The following is a 20,204-nucleotide window of genomic DNA, read 5'->3' as shown; positions in this document are numbered from 1 at the left end:
TTATATCAAAAATGACAGCCGACATCACCATTTAAAACAAATATTCACATTCAACAGCACTCGCGGCACAATCCACCCACAACCACCAGCCACACTAGCCGATGTCCACCACCAGCCACCTCCCTGCTGCTCGTCAGCGCTGTCAGGGCTGCCGCCACTATTACATCAGCCACGACGCCCGCTTCCCCTATGCCTGTCATGCCTTGCAGATCAAGAGTAAGCGTCAGCCCTGCCAGGATGTGCTGGAGGCATCTGGCCAGCCCTGCCTGTACCGGCAGCACAAAACCGCTACGTCCTCTTGAAAGCCACCCGCGCCGACACCATCTAAACCGCCAGGGTCGGATTTTTCCTTTCCCCTACCGGCCAAGCGCATTACCATTCAGCACAAGGCTTCCAGCTGCCGCAGCAGCAAGCGGCAGCCACGAGCAGCGGACAGGCGGTGCCGCACACATCACGGCTAACAGCGGTTGGCACTTCAGGCCTGGCACCACCGCTGTAGCGACTTGCAACGCCCCTTACCCAGAACACGCCAGCCATCCAGATAGGGCCACCCCCACCATGAGTAAACCGGACGACAAGGCCATGACGACGGCCAGCGCTTCATCTCGCATACGCTATCGCCTGCAACAGGCAGGCGTGCGCTTTCACGCCAATGACAATATTGCCGACTTCATTCACGACGATGAGCTGGACCTGTTGCAACAGGAAGTGGCAGAGAAAATGCAGGGTGTGCTGGAAAGCCTGGTCATCGATACGGTCAACGATCACAACACCCAGGACACAGCCCGCCGTGTGGCCAAGATGTTTGTGCGCGAGGTGTTTCGTGGCCGCTATGTAGCCAGCCCGCCGAATACCGAATTCCCCAATATCGAACAGCTCAACGAGCTGATGATTGTCGGCCCCATCACGGTACGCAGCGCCTGCTCCCACCATCTGTGCCCCATCATGGGCCGGGTCTGGGTCGGGGTGATGCCGAATGAGCATTCCAATCTGATTGGTCTGTCCAAATACGCCCGGCTGATCGACTGGGTCATGACCCGCCCGCAAATCCAGGAAGAAGCAGTGATGCAGATTGCCGACCTGCTGATGGACAAGCTGCAACCGGATGGCCTGGCCATCGTCATGGAGGCAGACCATTTCTGCATGCACTGGCGCGGCGTGAAAGACACTAACTCGAAAATGACCAATAGCGTGATGCGCGGCTCTTTCCTGCGCGACGCCAATCTGCGCCGGGAATTCCTGTCGCTGATGCACAGAGGAAACTGACCATGCTCGTCCGACTCATTTACGCCAGCCGCAGCTGCAGCCCGATCACCAGCGATCTGGTGAAACAGATCCTGGACGCCGCCCACCAGCACAATCCGCAAAGCGGCATAACCGGCGTGCTGTGCTATGGCGACGATGTCTTTGTGCAGGCACTGGAAGGTGGCCGTGCCGAAGTGAATGCCCTGTACCAGCATATTTGCCGCGACAACCGGCATCGCGATGTCACGCTGCTGGCCTACCAGGAAATCGATCAGCGCGAATTCGCCAGCTGGTCGATGGCGCAGGCCCCCATCGACAAGAAAAATGCCGCGCTGTTGCTGCGGCACTCCTCCAGCCCGGTACTGGACCCCTTCCGTCTGAGCGGCAGTACCACCACCCGCCTGCTCAGCGAACTGGGCAGCTCGGGCGGCCTGCGCTCACGCGGCTAAACCTGCTCAGGCCAGCGGCAGGGTGATGCTGACTTGCAAACCACCCTGCGGCAGGTTGATCGCCTGTATCCGGCCCTGGTGCGCCTCGACAATGCGTTGCGCCATGGCCAGCCCCAGGCCGTAACCACCGGGCTGGGTATTCTGCTCGCTGCGGAAAAACGGCTCGAAAATGGTTTTCAGCTCATGCTCCGGCACCCCTGGCCCACAGTCGCTGACGGCAATGGTCACCTCGCTACTGCCTCGTATCACCGCCAGTGCAACCGGACCACCCTTGCTCGTGTGATGAATGGCATTGCGCACCACGTTTTCCAGTGCGCGTGACAACAGCTCTGGCTGCGCCATCACCTCGGCCGCATCCTCTTGCAGCAGCCGCAGGCTGGTGCCATTGGCTTCCGCCTCGAACTGGGCATCGGTAATCAGCTCTTCCAGCAGTACATCCACCGGCAAGCACTCCGCCGGATGTTGTGATGCTTCAGCATCCAGCCGCGCCAATGCCAGAATCTCTCCCACCAGTGCATCCATCCGCCCGGATTCGCGTTCGATACGGTCCAGCCACTCCTCCAGCTTTTCCGGCTGCTGTCGTGCCAGATCCACCGCGGCATTCAGCCGGGCCAGCGGCGAACGCAGCTCGTGCGATACATCGTGAAACAGCCGGCGCTGGCCATTGATCAACTGCTTCAAGCGCTGGGCCAAACCATCAAAATCGCGCCCCAGATCGGCCAGCTCATCACGTCGGCTACCCAGATCACTGGCCAGATGCACATCCATCTCGCCCCTGGCCACCGACTGGAACGCCTCGCTCATCAGCCTGATCGGCTTGGACAGATAGCGCGCCAGAATGGCCCCAAACAACAAGCTGGCCAGCAGCGCGCCAATAATGGGCAGCAACGGGAAGGGGCTGGGCTCACCCGGACCGTGCCCCGGCTCACCACCAGGCACACCACCCGGCGGCCCGGGCGGCAATAGCAGCAAGCGGTAATGCGCGGCATTGCCAAGCGTCACCTCACGCATGGGCCGCAGCCCCGACTGCACAGGCAGTGCCCGCCCCAACAGTTCATGCTGCTGATCATCCAGCACCAATAGATGGTTGCGTGCATTAGCACCCATGTCCTGCAGATGGGCGCGCAAGCCGGCAGCCCCCTCGCGTCGCAGCACCGCTGCTGCCATGTCCAGCACCACCGTATCCATGGGGTGCTGCTGCTCGATAGCGGCAGCGCTTTCCATGCGATGCCTGAGCCAGAACACCGCGCCCACCCCGAATACTGTGCTGATCTGCGCCAGCCACAAAATAAGAAACAGTTTCCAGAACAGGCGTCCCATACTCAGGCCTTGATAAACTGATAGCCGCGGCGCACCACGGTCTGGATGCAGATACGACCGGGAGCCACCCGCGACAACTTCTGCCGGATGCTGCTCATGTGCACATCAACGCTGCGATCGAAACGTGCCAGCGGCCGGCCCAGCGCCTGCTTGGACAACACATCCTTACCCACCGGCTGGCCGGCATGGCGCACCAGCAACTCCAGCAAGCTGTATTCGGTACTGGTCAGTTCCAGCGTTTCGTCTGCCCACTGGGCACGACGCTCCCCCGGCCACATCGTGAGCGGGCCTTCGCGCAAGACATCGTTTTCCTGTGCCGGCTGTACTTGGTTACCCGTACGGCGAAGAATGGCGCGGATGCGTGCCAGCAGCTCGCGCGGGGTGCAGGGCTTGGGCACATAGTCATCCGCCCCCAGCTCCAGGCCCAGCACACGGTCGGTGTCATCACCGCGTGCGGTCAGCATCAATACCGGCAACATGCTGTGTTCGCGCACCCGGCGCAGCACTTCCACGCCACTGAGGCCCGGCATCATCACATCCAGCACCATCAGGTCGAACTGGCCGGACAAAGCCTGTACCACGGCACTGGTGCCATCGCTCACCTTCTGAACCAGGCAGGACTCCCGCTCCAGATAGCTGCCCAGCATGTCGGCCAACTCGATATCGTCATCTACCAGCAGTATTCGCATTTTCCATCCTGATTATTCTATGCAGGTCCCGCTCTCCCGGGACTATCGGCAGACATGATCCACATCACGGCCACTGGCGGGGGAAGTTTTACTGGCTTTTACACTGATTTATAGCGCTTTACCGGCTATTAACCTTCCTTAACCGCCAGCTCCCGCATCATGCTATTCAAGCAGCCGCCGCCCGCTTGCCCGGGTCCCTCTCTCACTTCTGGCGGCTGCCCCACCGCAACAGCGGCAACTCTTGCCGACTGTGCACACGCCCAGGCCAAACCAGCCATGATCAGACGGCAATACTCCCGTGCTGACTTCCGCGTTGGCGGCAAATCTTGCCATACCAGCTATCCGGCTTGCCCAGCAACAGGCGGAATACTAGCAAAGGCGCGATAAAATCCTGTTTTTACTAACACTTCTTAACATTTTCTGACGTAAATTTACATTTCCAGGCACTACACATGGCCCGAAACTTGCACCGTACGCAGGCGCAATGCCGCGTCCTGATCTCTGGAGGTGGCTTTACAGCACAAGTCACAAGCAAGCACAGGGAGCCTTATCATGAGTATTTCGGGCATCAGCAGCACGTCGTCGATTTACAGCAGCCAGCTGACTGGCAGCACATCGACCAGCAGCACGTCCAGCAGCAGCGAAACCCGTCACCACGGCAAGCACCGTGGCGGCAACGACGCTTTCATGCAAAGCGTGGAGCAGGCACTCAGCCAGCTGGGTATTTCCTTGCAGCCGCCATCCAGCAGCAATAGCACCAGCAGCAGCAATGGTTCGAGTAATAGCGCACTGGCTGGCTTGCAAGCTCCGCCACCACCGCCGGATGATGACGGCGACAATGATGGCAGTACCAGCAGCACGAGCAGCACGCAAAATCCGATGCAGGCCATGCATACTTTCATGCATGATCTGTTCAGCGCGCTGAAATCCGGTAGCAGCAGTTCCGACAGCAGTACGGATAGCAGCAGCACCAGCGCCTATGGCAATGCTGAAAGCCAGCTGCAAAGTCTGATTCAGCAGCTGGCCAGCTCCTCTGGCAGCAGCACGACCAGCAGCTCCAGCGCGCTCAATACCCTGCAAAGCGACTTCAACAATCTGCTCAGCAGCGTGCAGCAAGCCAATGGCAGCAGCGACACCAGCTCCAGTAGCTCAGGCAGCAGTTCTGGCAGTAACAGCTCCGCCAATTTGCAGTCCTTCCTGAGTGCTCTGCTGCAGAACCTGCAGAATAGCCAGAGCAATAGCTACTCGTCTTCGGTCGGCAATCTGCTCAGCACCCAGGGCTGAGTCCGGTCGGCACAAGCCCGCTTACCGCAGGCTTGTGCCCTCTCCTGCCACATAATCCTGCAACCGCTGTTGCAGGAACTCACGCAGCCGCATGATCAAGGGCGATAACATCAGCCGATGCGGGCATACCAGGTACAAAGGCGTCGGCTCGGCCTGGTAATCCGTCAGCAGGGCTTGCAGGCGACCGCTGCGCACATCATCCAGCACATCCAGCTGCGACTTGTAGGCGATGCCCAGCCCGGCCACAGCCCACCGGCGCACGATTTCCCCATCGTCGCTATTGCGTCGGCCACCCACCGTCACCGCCGACCACTCGCCATGCCGGGCAAACCGCCAGCGCTCATGCAGGGCATCACCGAGCACAAATCGCAGACACTCATGCGCAGCCAGATCTTCCGGCCGCTGCGGCCAGCCATGCTGCTGCAGATAGGTCGGCGCCGCACACAGCAGCCGCCGGTTGTCGGCCAGCAGCGGCAGGGCAACCAGGCTGGAGTCTTCCGGCACGCCATAGCGCAGGGCTACATCTACCGGCATGCGGTACAAATCTGCCAGCCGGTCACTGATGTGCAGTTGCAAACGCACCGCCGGGTGGAGCGCGAGGAAATCATCCAGCCACGGCCACAACAGCTGACGGCCAATATCCGAAGGCATCGACAAGCTAAGCTGGCCATGTAGCGCCTGCTGACCAGCCGCCAGCGCCTGTTCGCCCGCCTGCAATGCTTCAATGGCCGCACGGGCATGCGTCAGATAGCGCTCGCCATCTGTCGTCAGACGCAAGCTACGGGTGGAGCGCACCAGTAACCGGGTATGTAGCTCTGCTTCCAGCCGTTTCAATCCGGCACTGGCCACCGCAGGGCTGATATCAAGCAGTCGCGCGGCAGCGGACAGGCTGCCCAGTTGTGCGGTGTGCAGCAATATCTGCAGATCTTCCAGCCGGATCATTCCCCTCCCCCGGCAGCCGGTGGCTACCGTTATCAATCATTTATTGGCAATAACTGGGACATACTTGAATTTTCAGGACTGCAGCATGGCCTGGGTGATGGCCTGCTGCACGGGGTGCAGGCTCTGGCAACAACATGCGCATGCCGTGGGGCGGCTGGCTGGCACAGGCTGTGTCAGGGCAGAAATTCCTTCATATTGTATTTGCGTACCAGCCGCTGATAGTCGCTGCTGCTACGAAACTGCTGCTGCGCCTGCAGATAACGGGCAATACGTTGCGCGGACATCGCCTTGCGGGAAAAGCCGAGGTAGAAATCACCGATCAACCAGCGCGGCTGGCGCAGGGCCACCACCTGCGAGTCCAGCTCCGGCATATTGGCGGCCAGCGATTGCAAGGAGGTGCCATAAGCCACCGCGATATCGATACGCCCGGCCAGCAGCTTGGAAAACACTTCTTCCTTGGAGCTGGCGGTCATCTCGACCTGCCAGCAAGAATGCATGGCTTTTTGCACCACGTCGCCATAAAAGTAGTTGCTGGCAGCCGCCATGCGATAGCCCGCATAGGTACAGGGCAGGTTACTTTCAGGAAAGTGTCGGTGCTGGCTGCGCCGCACAAACAAGCCGGCATACTGCCGGTGTTGAATGGCCGCCGGCATGAAAACGGTATACGCCTCTCGCTCTGGCGTGCGTGCAAGATAACTGAGCGCATCCACCCGCCCCAGTTGCAGGCTGCGCAGGGCGCGCTGCCAAGGCATGGGTTTGTACACCACATGCCAGCCCAGGCGCGCCGCCACCTGATCGATTTCCTCCAGGTGGAAACCGCCATGCTCCGCACCATCCCCCTTGGCGTATTCGAAGGGATGGTTATCCGACTCTTCCACCGCCACGACAAAATCCTGGGCGATAGCAGCAGTTGTAAACAACAAACATGCCAGCAACAACCCGTTGCCGGCATGCAGTGCCTTGCTCGGCCACATCAGCATGCAATGCCGGCTAGCCAGCGGTGCCGCCGACAGTGAGGCCGCCATCAATGCGCAAGGTAGGCTGCCCCACCCCTACCGGCACGCTCTGGCCTTCCTTGCCGCAGACACCCACCCCCTGATCCAGCGCCATATCGTTACCGATCATGGAAACATGTCCCAGCACATCCGGACCATTGCCGATCAGGGTCGCACCCTTGACCGGATAGGTCAGCTTGCCGTTTTCGATGCGCCAGGCTTCCGACGCCGAAAACACAAACTTGCCGCTGGTGATGTCTACCTGGCCGCCACCAAAGTTGGCGGCATACAGGCCATCCTTGACCGAGGCAATGATTTCCTGGGGATCGTGCTGGCCGCCCAACATATAGGTATTGGTCATGCGCGGCATCGGGATGTGGGCATAGGATTCGCGCCGGCCATTGCCGGTGGGTGCCACCTGCATCAGGCGCGCATTCATCGCATCCTGCATATAGCCCTTGAGAATGCCATCTTCGATCAGCACGGTACGGTTGGTCTGGTTACCCTCGTCGTCGATAGCCAGCGAACCGCGTCGGCCATCCAGCGTACCGTCATCCACCACCGTCACCCCGGCGGCGGCCACGCGCTGGCCCAGCTTACCGGAGAAGGCCGAAGTACCCTTGCGGTTGAAATCACCTTCCAGGCCATGGCCAATGGCTTCGTGCAGCAGCACACCCGGCCAGCCGGAACCCAGCACCACCGTCATCTGCCCAGCCGGTGCTGGCCGTGCTTCCAGATTGATCAGCGCCTGGTTCACCGCCTGACGAACATATTGCTCCACCAGGGCATCATCGAAACGGGTCAGGTCAAAGCGGCCGCCGCCGCCGCCGGAGCCCTGCTCGCGACGGCCATTCTGTTCAACAATCACATGCACCGACAGCCGCACCAGCGGGCGCACATCGGCAGCACGCACGCCGTCATGCCGCGCCACGTAAACCACGTCATATTCCGAGGCCACGCCAGCCATGACCTGAATCACCCGCGGGTCGATGGAACGCGCCAGTTTTTCCACTTTTTCCAGCAGCGCCACCTTGGCCGCAGCCTCCAGGCTGTGACAGGGGTCAATAGCCGGGTACAGGTCACGCGCACGCTGCGGCGATTGACGCCCGGCCGAGCCATCACCACCAACCGCACCGATGGCACGCACTGCATCGGCTGCACGGCCAATCGCTTCGGCACCGATATCATCGGAATAGGCAAAGGCAGTCTTGTCGCCGGAAACAGCACGAACACCCACGCCCTGATCGATGCTGAAACTGCCGGATTTGACGATACCCTCTTCCAGACTCCAGCCCTCGCTGCGGGTGTACTGGAAGTAGAGATCGGCATAGTCAACAGCATGCTGGCGCATGCGTGAGAAGGTGGCTTCGATCACGGACTCGTCCACGCCATAAGGCGCAAGCAGGAGTTGATCGGCAATGCGGAATGCGTCTTGCATGGTGGGTCTTTCTGTCAGAGCACGCGATGCGCCAGGGCCGGCAGGCCACTGCGCACCGAATGCAGCAATGCGGGGTCGATTTCAGCCAGTACCACACCTTCGCCCAAGGCCTGTTGCGCGAGAATGCGCCCCCAGGGGTCGATGATCATGGACTGGCCATGGGTCTTGCGGCCGTTTTCATGGGTGCCACCCTGGCCGGAGGCAATCACATAACACTGGTTTTCGATGGCGCGGGCGCGCAGCAGCACTTCCCAGTGCGCTTCGCCGGTGGTCGCGGTAAATGCGGCCGGCAGAATCATCACATCAAACGGGGCCAGTTGGCGGAACAGCTCGGGAAAGCGCAGATCATAGCAAATGCCGCAGGCCACTTCGGCCAGACCGATGTCCACTTTGACCGGCGTGCTACCCGCCTGAATGCTGTCGGATTCGCAATAGCGTTCGCCATTGCCGGTATAGCCGAACAGATGAATCTTGTCATAACGGGCCACCTGCTGCCCTGCGGGGTCGAACACCAGCGTGCTGTTGAACACCTTGCCCGGCTCCGGACAGCGCAGCGGAATGGTGCCGGCAGCCAGCCATACCTGGTTGTCGTGAGCCATGGCAGCCAGCGCCGCCTGCATGGGCCCGTGACCGAGCTCTTCGCTGATGGCCACCTTGTCGCCATCCTGTCTGCCCATCAGGCAGAAATACTCCGGCAGCACCACAAAGCGGGCTCCCGCAGCGGCAGCCTCGGCTACCAGCCGTGCCGCCGTGGCCAGATTGGCGGCAACATCAGTGCCGGACACCATTTGCACGGCAGCAGCGATAAATTTCTGTTTCATGGCGAGAGTATCCGCTTGGTGTTTCTCAAAGGTTCCGCTGCCAGCTTGTCAATCTTGGGGTTGGCAAAGGAACCGGTAATGGCGTAGTCAACCGACAATATCTTGCCGAACGGGTCCTGCAATACTTTTTGTGCGGCCAGCGCGGCAACCCCCACCACCGGATTGAGCAGTGCGGCACCGGCAGCCAGCGCCACGCTCTCGGCCAGATGCGGCTGCACCCTGATGCGCACATCCTGGGTTTCACTGGCCAGATTCACCTGCCCACTGAGTGCGACATCGGCAGCCGGCCCCTTCATGTGCACATTATCAGAAACAAACACACCCTTGCTGATCCGGGCATTGCCAGTGATGGTGTCGAAGGCGAAGCCGTCACTGAACACATCAGTAAAATCCAGTTTCACCCGACGGCTGAGCGACTGCAGGCTGAGCACACCAAGCAGGCGCGCCACGCCGGGATCGACCTTGGCAAAACGGCCATTTTTCAGCGCCAGCGTCATCTCGCCGGACAGGCGGCTGGCACTGACATCAAACAAACCGCCCGGCCAGCTCATGGTGCCAGACAGGCTGCCCTCACCCTTGCGGAAGGTATCCTGCAGGCCGATGCGCGCCAGCAGCTTGCCCACATCACTACTATCCAGCTGGTAGCGGGCCTGCACCTCCTTGCCGGCTTCTCCACGCCGCACCCGGGCACTGCCCTGCAGGCTGCCTTCCGCTGCCTGCAAGTGTAAGGGATTGAGCAGCCAGTCCCGCCCTTCACGGCGAGCATGCAGCTCCAGCTTGCCGACGGTCTTGTTCTGGTAAATGAGGTCGCCGACACGAATATCCAGCTCCGGCCAGTCACCCTTGTCGATCATGCCCGCGTCGGTCTCGTCCGCACCGCCCTTGTCCGATGGCCGCAGAATGGCGTAAGCCAGATTGGCGCGCAGCAGGCCGCTGCCGGCAGGCAGATAATCGACGCTGCCACTCAACTCCCGCGCACGTACATCCAGCGACCAGCCATTACGTACACGCCGGTTACTCAGGCTGGCCTTGACCTGATGCAAGCTGCCGCCCCATCCGTCCAGCTGCGGACTCTCCAGTTCGATCTGCAGCGGCAGGTCGATTTGTCTGACTGCCGTCACACCGCCCTGACCTCCGCCCGGGCTGGCAATAGCCGCCACCCAGCGCTGCAGGTCGACTTGTGGTGCCGCCAGCCGCAACGCCAGCCCCTCGTCAGGTTGCTTGCCGATGGCACGCCCGGCAGCGACCACGCCACTTTTCAGATTGCCATGGCCATCCAGCAACAGGCTGCCGCTGGCAACGCTGCCGGCGTCAAAATCCAGCCGGAATGGCTGCTGTGGAGTTTTGCCCGGCGCAAAGCGCAAGGAAAGCGGCAAGCTATCCGCAGCAGCTTTGCCAAGCGGTGCCGGTGCCGTAATGGCGCTACCTTGCAAGCCGGATTGCACCGTCAGGTTTTCCAGCCCCTTTTGCACGACAAACTGCACCGAAAACGGCGAATGCCCACTGACATAAGGCGCCAGCAAGGGCAGATACAGGCCCAGTGCCTGATGACTGTCGGCGTCGCCATGAATGTCAAAATTCATGCGCCCGGCCGGGGTACTACTTGCCTTGAGCTGGAACTGGCCGCCCAGCGCGGCAAACTGCACGCCTTTGGACTCCACGCCATACTCGGTAAAACTCAGCGTGCCATGCGCATTACTGGCCGGTGGAATCGGCAAACCCTTGAACGCCAGTTGATTGCCGGACAGCAGAATGTCGCCCCGCACCTTGACCGGCTGCTTGCCGGATAATGGAATGCCCAGATGCAGATCCAGTGCCGCCTTGCCACCAGCCTGAATACCACCGGTAAAACCATCCAGCCAGCCATCAACCGGACTGCTGGTGGTGAATTTCAACATGCTGGCCAGCGGCCCTTGCGCCCGCCCCTGCACGCTAAGCGTGGAATTGGCCGCCCCCAGGTCATCAATCCCTACTTTGACAGCACTCAGCGGCACGCCCAGCGTGCTGGCACTGCGCGCCGAGATCAGCATCTGTTCATTATGAAAACCCAGATCCGCCTGGATATTATCGATGGTTGGCCAGCCTTTTTCATACAGCAAACGGCCCTGATCTATCTTGGCATCCACACTGAACTGCCCGCCCTTGCCACCGGCAAAGGGGAAGTTGGCCAGATCACCCTTCAGTATCATGCGTACATTGCTGGCCGTACCGCCCTGCAGGGCGGCATTCAGCCAGCGCAAGGTGTCCTGCCCGACCGCATGCGGCAGATAAGCCGGCACACGCACGGCGGCCACCTTGTCGACATCGGCGGTGAAGTCGACCACTCCCGGCCCCTTGCCGTCATGCTGGTAACGACCGCCGAAATGGCCGCTGAGGTCGGCATTGGCAAAAGCCACATCGTGGAATTCAACCTCGGTCTGCTCACCGTGATTACGCCAGTCCACGCGGCCATCCAGCAGGTCGAAGTCGAGCAACTGCGGAAACACAGCCGGATAATTGAGCGCCGCATGCCGGCTGCTCAGTAGCAACTGGCCACCTTGCTCGCCAAAATCCAGCTCACCGCTAACACCGCTGACACCGGGCACTGAAGAAAATGCCTGCCAGGCCAACTGCTCGAAACGGGTGGCCACCGCATACTGCCGTGGCGACTGCAGCGGTCCTTTCCAACTCAGCGACAGATTTTTCAGATGACCACTGGGCGCGAAACGGGCAAACAAGGAGTTGCCATCGCCACCCAATGCATGGATAAACGGGGTGAGATGGGCAACATTGACATTATCCAGCGTCAGCTTGCCCTGCCCCTGCTCGCCCGGCATCCAGTCACCACGAATGGTGGATTTATCGAAGGCCAATCCGGTGGCACTGGCCAGGGTCAAATTGGAGGCATTGATGGCATAGCTGCCATTGGTGGACCGTTCCAGTTGCAATTTGCCACTGATGGCCGGCAGCACCAGCGTGCGCGCATCCCTGGGGGTATAGGCTGCGTTGTGAATGCTGACATCGGCACTCAGGCTGTTGACATGGCCATCGGCAAAATCAGCCTCCAGCGTACCGCTGCCTTCGCCACTATTGATCAGGCCAATTTTTTCCATATAGCGCGACACCACGCCGGCCTGTGCGCCGTTCAGGCGTATGCGCATATTGCCGGCCCAGTTGCGCCACTGGCGAAAATCATCGCCGCGCCAGGCCAGCTCCATGTCAAAGCCCTTACCCAAGGTGGCCACTGGTTGGCCGGACAAACGCAGACGATGGCCCAGCAGAGTCTGGCTGAGAGTCAGCTGCCCCTGCTGCAGATCCAGCCGCGGCAAGCCCAAAGCCTGATCTTCCCAGCTGATGCGCGCCTGGCGGATGTCGATACGGCTGTGTTTGAGCAACCAGTTGGCAGATGGCTCACTCCCCTCGGCCTGAGGATGAACAGCCGGCGCGCTCATGTCGAAGCCGTTCAGCAGCACATGACCATCGACCCGCCGCAGCAGTGCTACGCTCGGCCCATCGATGGTCACGCTGGAAAACAACGGCTCCCATGACAGTAGCGACCACCATGACGGTACTACCGCCACCCGCTCCAGGGTCAGCGCATCGGCAGTCACCGGATTAGCAATGCGCAAGCCACGCAGTTGCAACTGCGGCGCCACGCCCAACCACTCGCCGGACAAGGACGCCACCGACACCTGGCGGCCGGTAGCCTGCGACAAACTCTGCTCGAGTTGAGGCCGAAACTGCTCCAGCCGTGGCAGGAACCACCAGTTGAACACGGCAAAGCCACCACCCACCACCAGCGTCGCCAACAGCAGCAACAGGCCGACGGCTTGCAGCGATTTGCGCAGCAAACTGATGACGTGGACTCTGGCTAACAGATGCGGGGGCTTTTCCAAATGAGCTAAACCGATACAATGAAGTGTTACAGGACCCAAACGAGCGCTTCGCCATTATGCCAGCAAACCCGGATCATGCCATTGCCCAGAGCCGTGCCTTTTCACTTTATCTGGACCGTTTGCTGGGCGCGCGAGCGGAACAGCAAATCCTGCTGCGCGACAGGCTGGCACAGCCATTTGACAGTGCCGAAATGGCTGACTTTGCCGATTGGGATGCATTTGACACGCCAGAGGCCATGACCCCGCCCCTGCGCAGCTTACGCCAGGCGGTGATGGCGCGCCTGATCTGCCGTGACTACAACGGGCTGGCCGATCTGGACGAGGTAGTCAGCACCATCAGCTTGTTAGCCGAATTTGCCGTACAGCAGGCACTGGCCTGCGCCTGCCGCTCGCTGCCGCAATACGGCCAGCCTATCGGCGAAGACAGCGGAGAAGTGCAGCAATTGATCGTGATCGGCATGGGCAAGCTGGGCGGCGGTGAACTGAATGTTTCCTCCGATATCGACCTGATCTTCATCTACCCCGAAGGCGGCGAAACCAGTGGTCCGCGCAAGATCAGCAATCACGAGTATTTCAGCCAGGTCGGCAAACGCATCATCAGCCTGATCAACGACGTGACAGTGGATGGCCAGGTATTCCGCGTCGACATGCGGCTGCGTCCCTACGGCGACTCCGGCCCGCTGGTGATGAGTTTTGCCGCGCTGGAAAACTACCTGCTGACCCAGGGCCGCGAATGGGAACGCTACGCCTGGATCAAGGCCAAGGCACTCACCGGCGATATTTCCGGGCTGGCCGACATGGTGCGCCCCTTCGTCTATCGCAAATATCTCGATTACAACGCCTATGGCGCCATGCGTGAGCTGCATGCACAAATCCGCCGCGAAGTGGCGCGGCGCGACATGGTGGACAATATCAAGCTGGGGCCAGGCGGCATTCGTGAAGTGGAATTCATCGCCCAGGTCTTCCAGCTGATTCGCGGCGGCCGCGACAAAAGCCTGCAATTGCGCAGCACGCGTGCCACGCTGGAACGGCTGGCAGAGCTGCGCCTGCTGGAACCTGCCGCTGTGCAGGAACTACAGGAAGCCTATGCCTTCCTGCGCAATCTGGAACATCGCCTGCAATACCTGGACGACCAGCAAACCCAAACCCTGCCCACCAGCGAGGAAAACCAGGGCAAGATCGCCAGCAGCATGGGTTTTGCCGGCTGGCAGGACTTCCTCGACGCCCTCAATAGCGAGCGGCGCAAGGTCGCCCGCCACTTCGAACAAGTATTCATCCTGCCAACCGAGACCGCGCCGGACCACCCCCTATCCTGCTTGTGGCGCGACATCTGCGAACAGGACCCAAGCGAACAACTCTCCGGCCTGGGCTTTGATGACGTGAGTGGCGTCACCGGACAGCTGCGCGCCTTGGCGCAGAGCCAGCGCTATCAGCAGATTCCGCTGGCCGGCCGCAAGAAATTCGACGCGCTGATCCCGCCCTTGATCGAAGTCTCCACCCACTTCCCCAACCCGGCGGCCACCCTGTCGCGCATCATCAACCTGATGGAAGCCATCAGCCGCCGCGCTTCCTACCTGGCGCTGCTAACCGAATACCCGCAGACCCTGCAACGGCTGGCCACCCTGTGCTCGGCCAGTGCCTGGGTGTCCAACTATCTGACCCGCCACCCCATCCTGCTGGATGAACTGCTGGATGCCCGCGTGCTATACGCCACACCGGACTGGCCGGCACTGGCCAGCCAGTTGCAAGAACAGATGCAACAATGCGAGGGCGATGTAGAAGCCAAGATGGACACCCTGCGCCACTTCCAGCACGCCCAGGCCTTCCGCTTGGTCGCACAGGACATCGCCGGCATGTGGACGGTAGAGGCCCTGTCCGACCAGCTCTCCCTGCTGGCCGACACCGTGCTGGACGCCACCCTGCGCCATGCCTGGCTGGACATCCCCAGCCGCCACACCGATACCCCGCGTTTCGCCATCATCGGCTACGGCAAGCTGGGCGGCAAAGAGCTGGGCTACGCCTCGGACCTGGACATCATCTTCTTGTATGACGACGATCACCCGGATGCCACCGACTTGTACTCGCGCCTGGCACGCAAAATGTCCACCTGGCTGACCAGCGCCACCAGCGCCGGCATCTTGTACGACATCGACCTGCGCCTGCGCCCCAACGGCGCCAGCGGCCTGTTGGTCAGCTCGCTGCAAGCCTTTCGCAGCTATCAGGAAAAACAGGCCTGGGTATGGGAGCACCAGGCACTGACCCGCGCCCGCTATGTCGCCGGCGCAGCCGATATCGGCGAAGGATTCGAAGCCATCCGCCACGACGTGCTAACCCAGCAGCGCGATCCAGGCACCCTGCGCAGCGAAGTGCTGACCATGCGCCAGCGCATGCTGGAAAGCCATCCGGCACAGGAATACGACGTCAAACACGCCCGTGGCGGCATCATCGATGTGGAATTCATCGTGCAATACCTGATTCTGGCCCACGCCGGCCAGTTGCCCGACTTCACCCGCAATACCGGTAATATCGCGCTGCTGGCGGTTGCCGCCGAGGCAGGGCTGATCAGCCACCAACTGGCCGAACAAGTCCGTGCCGCCTACCGCGACTACCGCAAGCTACAGCATGCCGCCCGGCTCAATGAAAGCGGCAAGGTGGAAGTCAGCGACCGGCTGCGCGCCCACTACCAGCAGGCACAGCAACTATGGCTGCAGGTTTTCGGACCGGACAGCCTGGGCTGATGGCGTTTTTCGCAGCGGACGGTTCACAAGACGGCGGCTGACGGTATAATCGGCAGGATACAAAACACAATGACGGAGAGCTCCAAGATGTCGATGGCAGATCGTGACGGATTCATCTGGTATGACGGCAAACTGGTTGACTGGCGCGATGCCACCACCCATGTGCTGACCCACACCCTCCACTACGGCATGGGCGTATTCGAAGGCGTACGTGCCTATGAAACTCCCAAAGGCCCGGCGATTTTCCGTCTGCAGGATCACACCGACCGTCTGTTCCGCTCCGCCAAGATCCTCGGCATGGACCTGCCTTTCAGCAAGGACGACATCAACCAGGCTCATCTGGACGTGGTGAAAGCCAACAAGCTGCAATCCTGCTACTTCCGTCCCATGGCCTTCTATGGTTCGGGCAAGCTGGGCGTGGCCCCGAAAAAAGACGACGTGCGCATCATCGTAGCAGCCTGGCCGTGGGGTGCTTACCTGGGCGAAGAAGGCCTGGAAAAGGGCATTCGCGTCAAGACTTCGTCCTTTACCCGCCACCACGTCAACATCACCATGTGCAAGGCCAAGGCCAACGGCAACTACATGAACTCCATCCTCGCCAATAACGAGGCCACGGCAGACGGCTACGACGAAGCCCTGCTGCTGGATGTGGACGGTTTCGTAGCCGAAGGCTCGGGTGAAAACATCTTCATCGTGCGCAAGGGCAAGCTGTACACCCCGGACCTCACCTCCGCCCTGGAAGGCATTACCCGCGATACCGTGGTGCAGATCGCGCAGGAACAGGGCTTGGAAATCATTGAAAAGCGCATCACCCGCGACGAAGTGTATAGCGCGGACGAAGCCTTCTTCACCGGCACCGCTGCCGAAGTCACCCCGATTCGCGAACTGGACCGCCGCGCCATCGGCGAAGGCAGCCGTGGCCCGATCACCGCCGCCATCCAGCAGAAGTACTTCAATATCGTGAAAGGCCTCGACGCCGAACACGAACACTGGCTGACCTACGTCAAGTAAACACACCCCAGCAGCAAGGGCCGGCGCGGCCGGCCCGACAAGGAAAGACCATGGCTGAACTGAAAGAAAATACCCAACGCCTCATCGAAGTCACCGCAAAGGACCTGCCCCTGCATTGCCCAATGCCGGACATGGTCTCCTGGAACTCACATCCGCGCGTATTCCTGCCCGTGCACAAGACTGGCGAAGCGCTCTGTCCTTACTGTGGCACCCAGTACAAGCTGACCGGCCCGGTGGGTCATCATCACTGAGCCCCGGCAGCTGTCAGCAAGCGAAAGGTGCGGGCCCCCGCACCTTTTTCGCTTGATCGGCCACCAAATCAGGGCCACCCTGCCCCATCCTGCAGGATGGCGCTGATTTGGAAGCGGAAAACTTCATGAAGAAAAAGATACTGGTCATTGGCCCCTCCTGGGTGGGCGACAGCGTCATGGCCCAGCCGCTGTATCAGCGCCTGCACGAACGCCATCCCGGCCTGGAGCTGCACGCATTTGCCCCAGCCTGGACCCTGCCCTTGCTGGAGCGCATGCCGGAAGTCGCCAAAGCGCATCTCAATCCGTTCGGCCACGGAGCCCTGCGCTTGCGCGAGCGCTGGCAGACCGCACGCCAGCTGAAAGCCGAAGGCTTCGATCAGGCCATCATCCTGCCTAATTCGTTGAAATCAGCGCTGATTCCGCTGTTTGCCGGCATTCCATTGCGTACCGGTTTCATCGGTGAGTCACGCTACTGGATTCTCAACGACAGTCGCGAACTGGACGAGCAGGAATTGCCGATGATGGTGGAGCGCTTCTGCGCGCTGGCCGAAGACCGCAACAAACCGCTGCCACGCCCCATCGCCCACCCGGCACTGGTGACCAATGCCCAAAGCCGGCAACAGACTGCCAGCCGTCTGCAACTGGACACCAGCCGCCCAGTGGTCGCCTTCTGCCCCGGTGCAGAGTACGGCCCAGCCAAGCGCTGGCCGGCACGCCACTTTGCCGAACTGGCCAAACGCTTTGATGCCGCTGGCTTTGCTGTCTGGCTGTTCGGCTCGGGCAAGGATAAGGAAATCGGTGAGCAGATTGCCCAATTGGCAGCAGGCAAGGCCATCAATCTATGCGGCAGCACCGGACTGGAAGAAGCCATCGACCTGATGGGACTGGCCCGGCTGGCCGTGTGCAACGACTCCGGCCTGATGCACGTCGCAGCCGCACTGGGCAAGCCGCTGGTTGCGCTGTACGGCTCATCCAGCCCTGACTTCACCCCGCCGCTATCCGAACAGGCCGCCGTGGTCAGTCTCAATCTGGACTGCAGCCCCTGCTTCGAACGCAACTGCCCTTACCAACACACCAACTGCTTGGAGCAGCTGGAACCAGACCTCGCCTGGCAAGCCGCGCAGCGCTTTCTGCCTGAACTGGGCAATATTTCCATTCAACTGACCCGCAGCACATAGGCTGGACCATGAGCGTACAAGACAAAAACAATCAGCCCGAAGAAAACAGCCGCCGCATGGAACTGGTGCGCGCTGCTGCCAAACTGTTTCGCGACCAAGGCTACGAACGCACCACCGTGCGCGACCTCGGTAATGCCGTTGGCCTGCAATCCGGCAGCTTGTTCTATCACTTCCGCACCAAGGAAGAAATTCTGGTCGCCGTGATGGCCCTGGGCATCAGCGCCACCACCGAGCAACTGGGCGCAACCATCGCCCGCGCGCGCAACCCGCGCGACAAGCTATCCGCACTATTTCACGTCCACCTCAGCTCGCTGCTGGGCGACAACCAGGCCGCGCTGGAAGTCATGCTGTACGAATGGCGCAGCGTCTCCGCCGCTGCCAAACCCGGCCTGATCGTGCTGCGTGATCGCTACGAAGCGCTGTGGCAGGAAGTATTGGACGAAGCTGCCGCCGCCGGACTGGTCAAGCAAGACACGCGCCTGCTGCGCCGCACCTTGCTGGGCAGCCTGCACTGGTCCGTACAATGGTATAAATCTGAAGGTGAGTTGAGTGTCGATGAACTGGCCGAACGCATGCTGGCACTGGTTTTGTTGAAGTAAACCCACACCGGACGCGACCACCGCTACACTTTTCCAGCAAACCAGGGGCAAAGTGTTCTAAAATCACAGGGTTAGCATCAAACCTCAGGAGTTGCGATCATGGACAGCATCCATCGTCTGCAAAGCAGTAGCGCCAGCACGGCAGCCAGCCTGCTACAACAGGGCCGCAACTCCCGCGCCGCCAGCAGCAGCGCAGAAACCACCAGTACGGCGCAGTCCACCCGCACGCAAGGCAATACCGAGCAGCTACAGGCTCAAGCAGCCAGCCAGCCAGCCCCAAGCAGCAACAGCCGCTCGCAACAAAGTCAGAACCGTCTGCAAGTCGAACAGGAGCTAGGCCGGCAATTGGCCGCCAGTCAAAGCGCCAGTACCAGCAGCACCGCTACGGTGAATGCCAGCCAGGCTAGTAGCGATACCCGCAGCAATAATGACAGCACCAGCACTGCCCTGAATCGCAGTGCGCGCACAGCGGCGGCTGCCAATAGCAATGCCAGTGGCACGGACAAACCAGCCAGCACACAAAGCACCGCCAGCACCTCGGCCACCACGCCACAGAATCAGGCACAGACCACACTGGAAAATCAGAAGAGCAGCGGCCAGATCGCCGTGGCGCAGTACCAGAACAACCAGTCCCTGCTGGAGTCATCCACCCAAGCCAGCAGCCGCCGCATCAGCGAAAGCGCCTGAGTTCAGCATCAAAAAATAGCAGTGCGAGCCATCCCGCGCTGCTATTTTGTTTTTGCACTTCTGTTATTGTCCGACATGCCCATCTGCCAATGCCTTGGCTTTCAGCTGGGCTGCGCGATCCCCCTGCGCGCCGGCACGCTTATACCAGCGCATTGCCTCACGCCAGTTCTCCTGCACACCCAGCCCATGCTCATACTGGCTGGCCAGCAGATATTGCGCTCCCACATCACCCTGCTCGGCCGCCGCCTGATACCAGTGTGCCGCGCTGGCATAATCCTGCCGGGCACCACGCCCCAGGTAATACTGGGTGGCCACACTAACCTGTGCATCGCGATGCCCCTGCCTGGCAGCGGCCTCAAACAGACGCGTCGCCTGCGGCATGTCACGCGGCAGACCATCGCCGCTCTCATAAACCTGTGCCAGGACATACTGTGCGGATGACAACTGCGCGGCCGCAGCCTGCTGCAGCCATTTCAGGGCCAGCGTCCGGTCACGTGACACACCCTCGCCCCGCCAGTACAGCATGGCCAGATCATATTGCGCCACGCGGTCGCCACGCTCGGCTCCGGCTTTGAACATGAGAAAGGCCGCAGCATAATCGCCGGCCTGATAGCTGGCCCAACCCGCTAGCGGCGGCTTTTCCGCAGCAGCGGCCGGCATGACCAAGTCGAGCAGAAGCAAC

The 20,204-nt window shown here is 60.9% G+C and carries 18 protein-coding genes; 10 read left to right on the top strand and 8 right to left on the bottom strand.

Features of this window, described 5'->3' with window-relative positions:
- Nucleotides 1–101 precede the first annotated feature (101 nt).
- The 3 genes from H2Z84_RS01295 to H2Z84_RS01285 all read left to right on the top strand — a co-directional run bounded on the left by H2Z84_RS01295 (nucleotide 102) and on the right by H2Z84_RS01285 (nucleotide 1,694).
- Nucleotides 102–302, top strand: a complete 201-nt coding sequence (locus tag H2Z84_RS01295) for a hypothetical protein (protein WP_181834361.1) — start codon at nucleotides 102–104, stop codon at nucleotides 300–302.
- Nucleotides 303–558: 256 nt separating this feature from the next.
- Nucleotides 559–1,266: a GTP cyclohydrolase I gene (folE, locus tag H2Z84_RS01290; protein WP_181834360.1), complete on the top strand. Its 708-nt coding sequence runs from the start codon at nucleotides 559–561 to the stop codon at nucleotides 1,264–1,266.
- A 2-nt stretch (nucleotides 1,267–1,268) separates the two neighbouring features.
- Nucleotides 1,269–1,694, top strand: coding sequence for a BLUF domain-containing protein (locus H2Z84_RS01285; protein WP_181834359.1), 426 nt, complete (start codon nucleotides 1,269–1,271; stop codon nucleotides 1,692–1,694).
- A 6-nt stretch (nucleotides 1,695–1,700) separates the two neighbouring features.
- Here the strand turns inward: H2Z84_RS01285 and H2Z84_RS01280 are convergent, their stop codons facing one another.
- Together H2Z84_RS01280 and H2Z84_RS01275 are read right to left on the bottom strand one after the other, a co-directional pair.
- A complete protein-coding gene (locus tag H2Z84_RS01280; protein ID WP_181834358.1) occupies nucleotides 1,701–3,014 on the bottom strand; it encodes a HAMP domain-containing sensor histidine kinase in 1,314 nt (437 codons plus the stop codon).
- Nucleotides 3,015–3,016: 2 nt separating this feature from the next.
- Nucleotides 3,017–3,703 carry a response regulator transcription factor gene (locus H2Z84_RS01275; protein WP_103525578.1) on the bottom strand — a complete coding sequence of 229 codons (687 nt, stop codon included), beginning with the start codon at nucleotides 3,701–3,703 and terminating at the stop codon, nucleotides 3,017–3,019.
- Nucleotides 3,704–4,255: 552 nt separating this feature from the next.
- Here H2Z84_RS01275 and H2Z84_RS01270 point away from each other — a divergent pair.
- The gene (locus tag H2Z84_RS01270) at nucleotides 4,256–4,987 is read left to right on the top strand and encodes a cellulose 1,4-beta-cellobiosidase (protein WP_181834357.1); all 732 of its coding nucleotides are present in this window, start codon (nucleotides 4,256–4,258) and stop codon (nucleotides 4,985–4,987) included.
- A 21-nt stretch (nucleotides 4,988–5,008) separates the two neighbouring features.
- Here H2Z84_RS01270 and H2Z84_RS01265 read toward each other — a convergent pair whose 3' ends face one another.
- From H2Z84_RS01265 to H2Z84_RS01245, 5 genes are all read right to left on the bottom strand, one after another.
- Nucleotides 5,009–5,929, bottom strand: coding sequence for a LysR family transcriptional regulator (locus tag H2Z84_RS01265; protein WP_181834356.1), 921 nt, complete (start codon nucleotides 5,927–5,929; stop codon nucleotides 5,009–5,011).
- A 173-nt stretch (nucleotides 5,930–6,102) separates the two neighbouring features.
- Nucleotides 6,103–6,849 (bottom strand): substrate-binding periplasmic protein, encoded by a 747-nt coding sequence (locus H2Z84_RS01260; RefSeq protein ID WP_181834355.1) that lies wholly within the window; start codon nucleotides 6,847–6,849, stop codon nucleotides 6,103–6,105.
- Between the two features lie 70 nt (nucleotides 6,850–6,919).
- Nucleotides 6,920–8,362 carry a metalloprotease TldD gene (gene tldD, locus H2Z84_RS01255; RefSeq protein WP_181834354.1) on the bottom strand — a complete coding sequence of 481 codons (1,443 nt, stop codon included), beginning with the start codon at nucleotides 8,360–8,362 and terminating at the stop codon, nucleotides 6,920–6,922.
- A gap of 14 nt (nucleotides 8,363–8,376) precedes the next feature.
- Entirely contained in the window at nucleotides 8,377–9,183 is an 807-nt protein-coding gene (locus H2Z84_RS01250; RefSeq protein ID WP_181834353.1) for a carbon-nitrogen hydrolase family protein, read from the bottom strand.
- Nucleotides 9,180–13,013, bottom strand: a complete 3,834-nt coding sequence (locus H2Z84_RS01245; RefSeq protein WP_181834352.1) for a YhdP family protein — start codon at nucleotides 13,011–13,013, stop codon at nucleotides 9,180–9,182. The genes H2Z84_RS01250 and H2Z84_RS01245 overlap by 4 nt, the downstream gene beginning before the upstream one ends.
- 101 nt (nucleotides 13,014–13,114) lie before the next feature.
- Between H2Z84_RS01245 and glnE the strand changes: the two genes are divergently transcribed.
- The 6 genes from glnE (at nucleotide 13,115) to H2Z84_RS01215 (ending at nucleotide 19,522) form a co-directional block, all read left to right on the top strand.
- Nucleotides 13,115–15,796, top strand: a complete 2,682-nt coding sequence (glnE, locus tag H2Z84_RS01240; RefSeq protein ID WP_181834351.1) for a bifunctional [glutamate--ammonia ligase]-adenylyl-L-tyrosine phosphorylase/[glutamate--ammonia-ligase] adenylyltransferase — start codon at nucleotides 13,115–13,117, stop codon at nucleotides 15,794–15,796.
- Nucleotides 15,797–15,883: 87 nt separating this feature from the next.
- On the top strand, nucleotides 15,884–16,807 hold the full coding sequence (locus H2Z84_RS01235) for a branched-chain amino acid transaminase (RefSeq protein WP_124643508.1): 924 nt from the start codon (nucleotides 15,884–15,886) through the stop codon (nucleotides 16,805–16,807).
- 50 nt (nucleotides 16,808–16,857) lie between these two features.
- Nucleotides 16,858–17,058 (top strand): zinc-finger domain-containing protein, encoded by a 201-nt coding sequence (locus H2Z84_RS01230; protein ID WP_103525570.1) that lies wholly within the window; start codon nucleotides 16,858–16,860, stop codon nucleotides 17,056–17,058.
- Nucleotides 17,059–17,183: 125 nt separating this feature from the next.
- Nucleotides 17,184–18,236 carry a lipopolysaccharide heptosyltransferase II gene (waaF, locus tag H2Z84_RS01225; protein ID WP_181834350.1) on the top strand — a complete coding sequence of 351 codons (1,053 nt, stop codon included), beginning with the start codon at nucleotides 17,184–17,186 and terminating at the stop codon, nucleotides 18,234–18,236.
- A gap of 8 nt (nucleotides 18,237–18,244) precedes the next feature.
- The gene (locus H2Z84_RS01220; protein WP_181834349.1) at nucleotides 18,245–18,835 is read left to right on the top strand and encodes a TetR/AcrR family transcriptional regulator; all 591 of its coding nucleotides are present in this window, start codon (nucleotides 18,245–18,247) and stop codon (nucleotides 18,833–18,835) included.
- Nucleotides 18,836–18,934: 99 nt separating this feature from the next.
- The gene (locus tag H2Z84_RS01215) at nucleotides 18,935–19,522 is read left to right on the top strand and encodes a hypothetical protein (RefSeq protein WP_181834348.1); all 588 of its coding nucleotides are present in this window, start codon (nucleotides 18,935–18,937) and stop codon (nucleotides 19,520–19,522) included.
- 63 nt (nucleotides 19,523–19,585) lie between these two features.
- Here H2Z84_RS01215 and H2Z84_RS01210 read toward each other — a convergent pair whose 3' ends face one another.
- Nucleotides 19,586–20,203, bottom strand: coding sequence for a tetratricopeptide repeat protein (locus H2Z84_RS01210; protein WP_258869251.1), 618 nt, complete (start codon nucleotides 20,201–20,203; stop codon nucleotides 19,586–19,588).
- Nucleotide 20,204: the final 1 nt, after the last annotated feature.

The organism is Aquitalea aquatica (assembly GCF_013911085.1).
In the GTDB taxonomy this organism is placed as follows: domain Bacteria; phylum Pseudomonadota; class Gammaproteobacteria; order Burkholderiales; family Chromobacteriaceae; genus Aquitalea; species Aquitalea aquatica.
The sequence above is the reverse complement of the archived record's forward strand: the minus strand, read 5'-3'. Positions and strand labels throughout refer to the sequence as shown.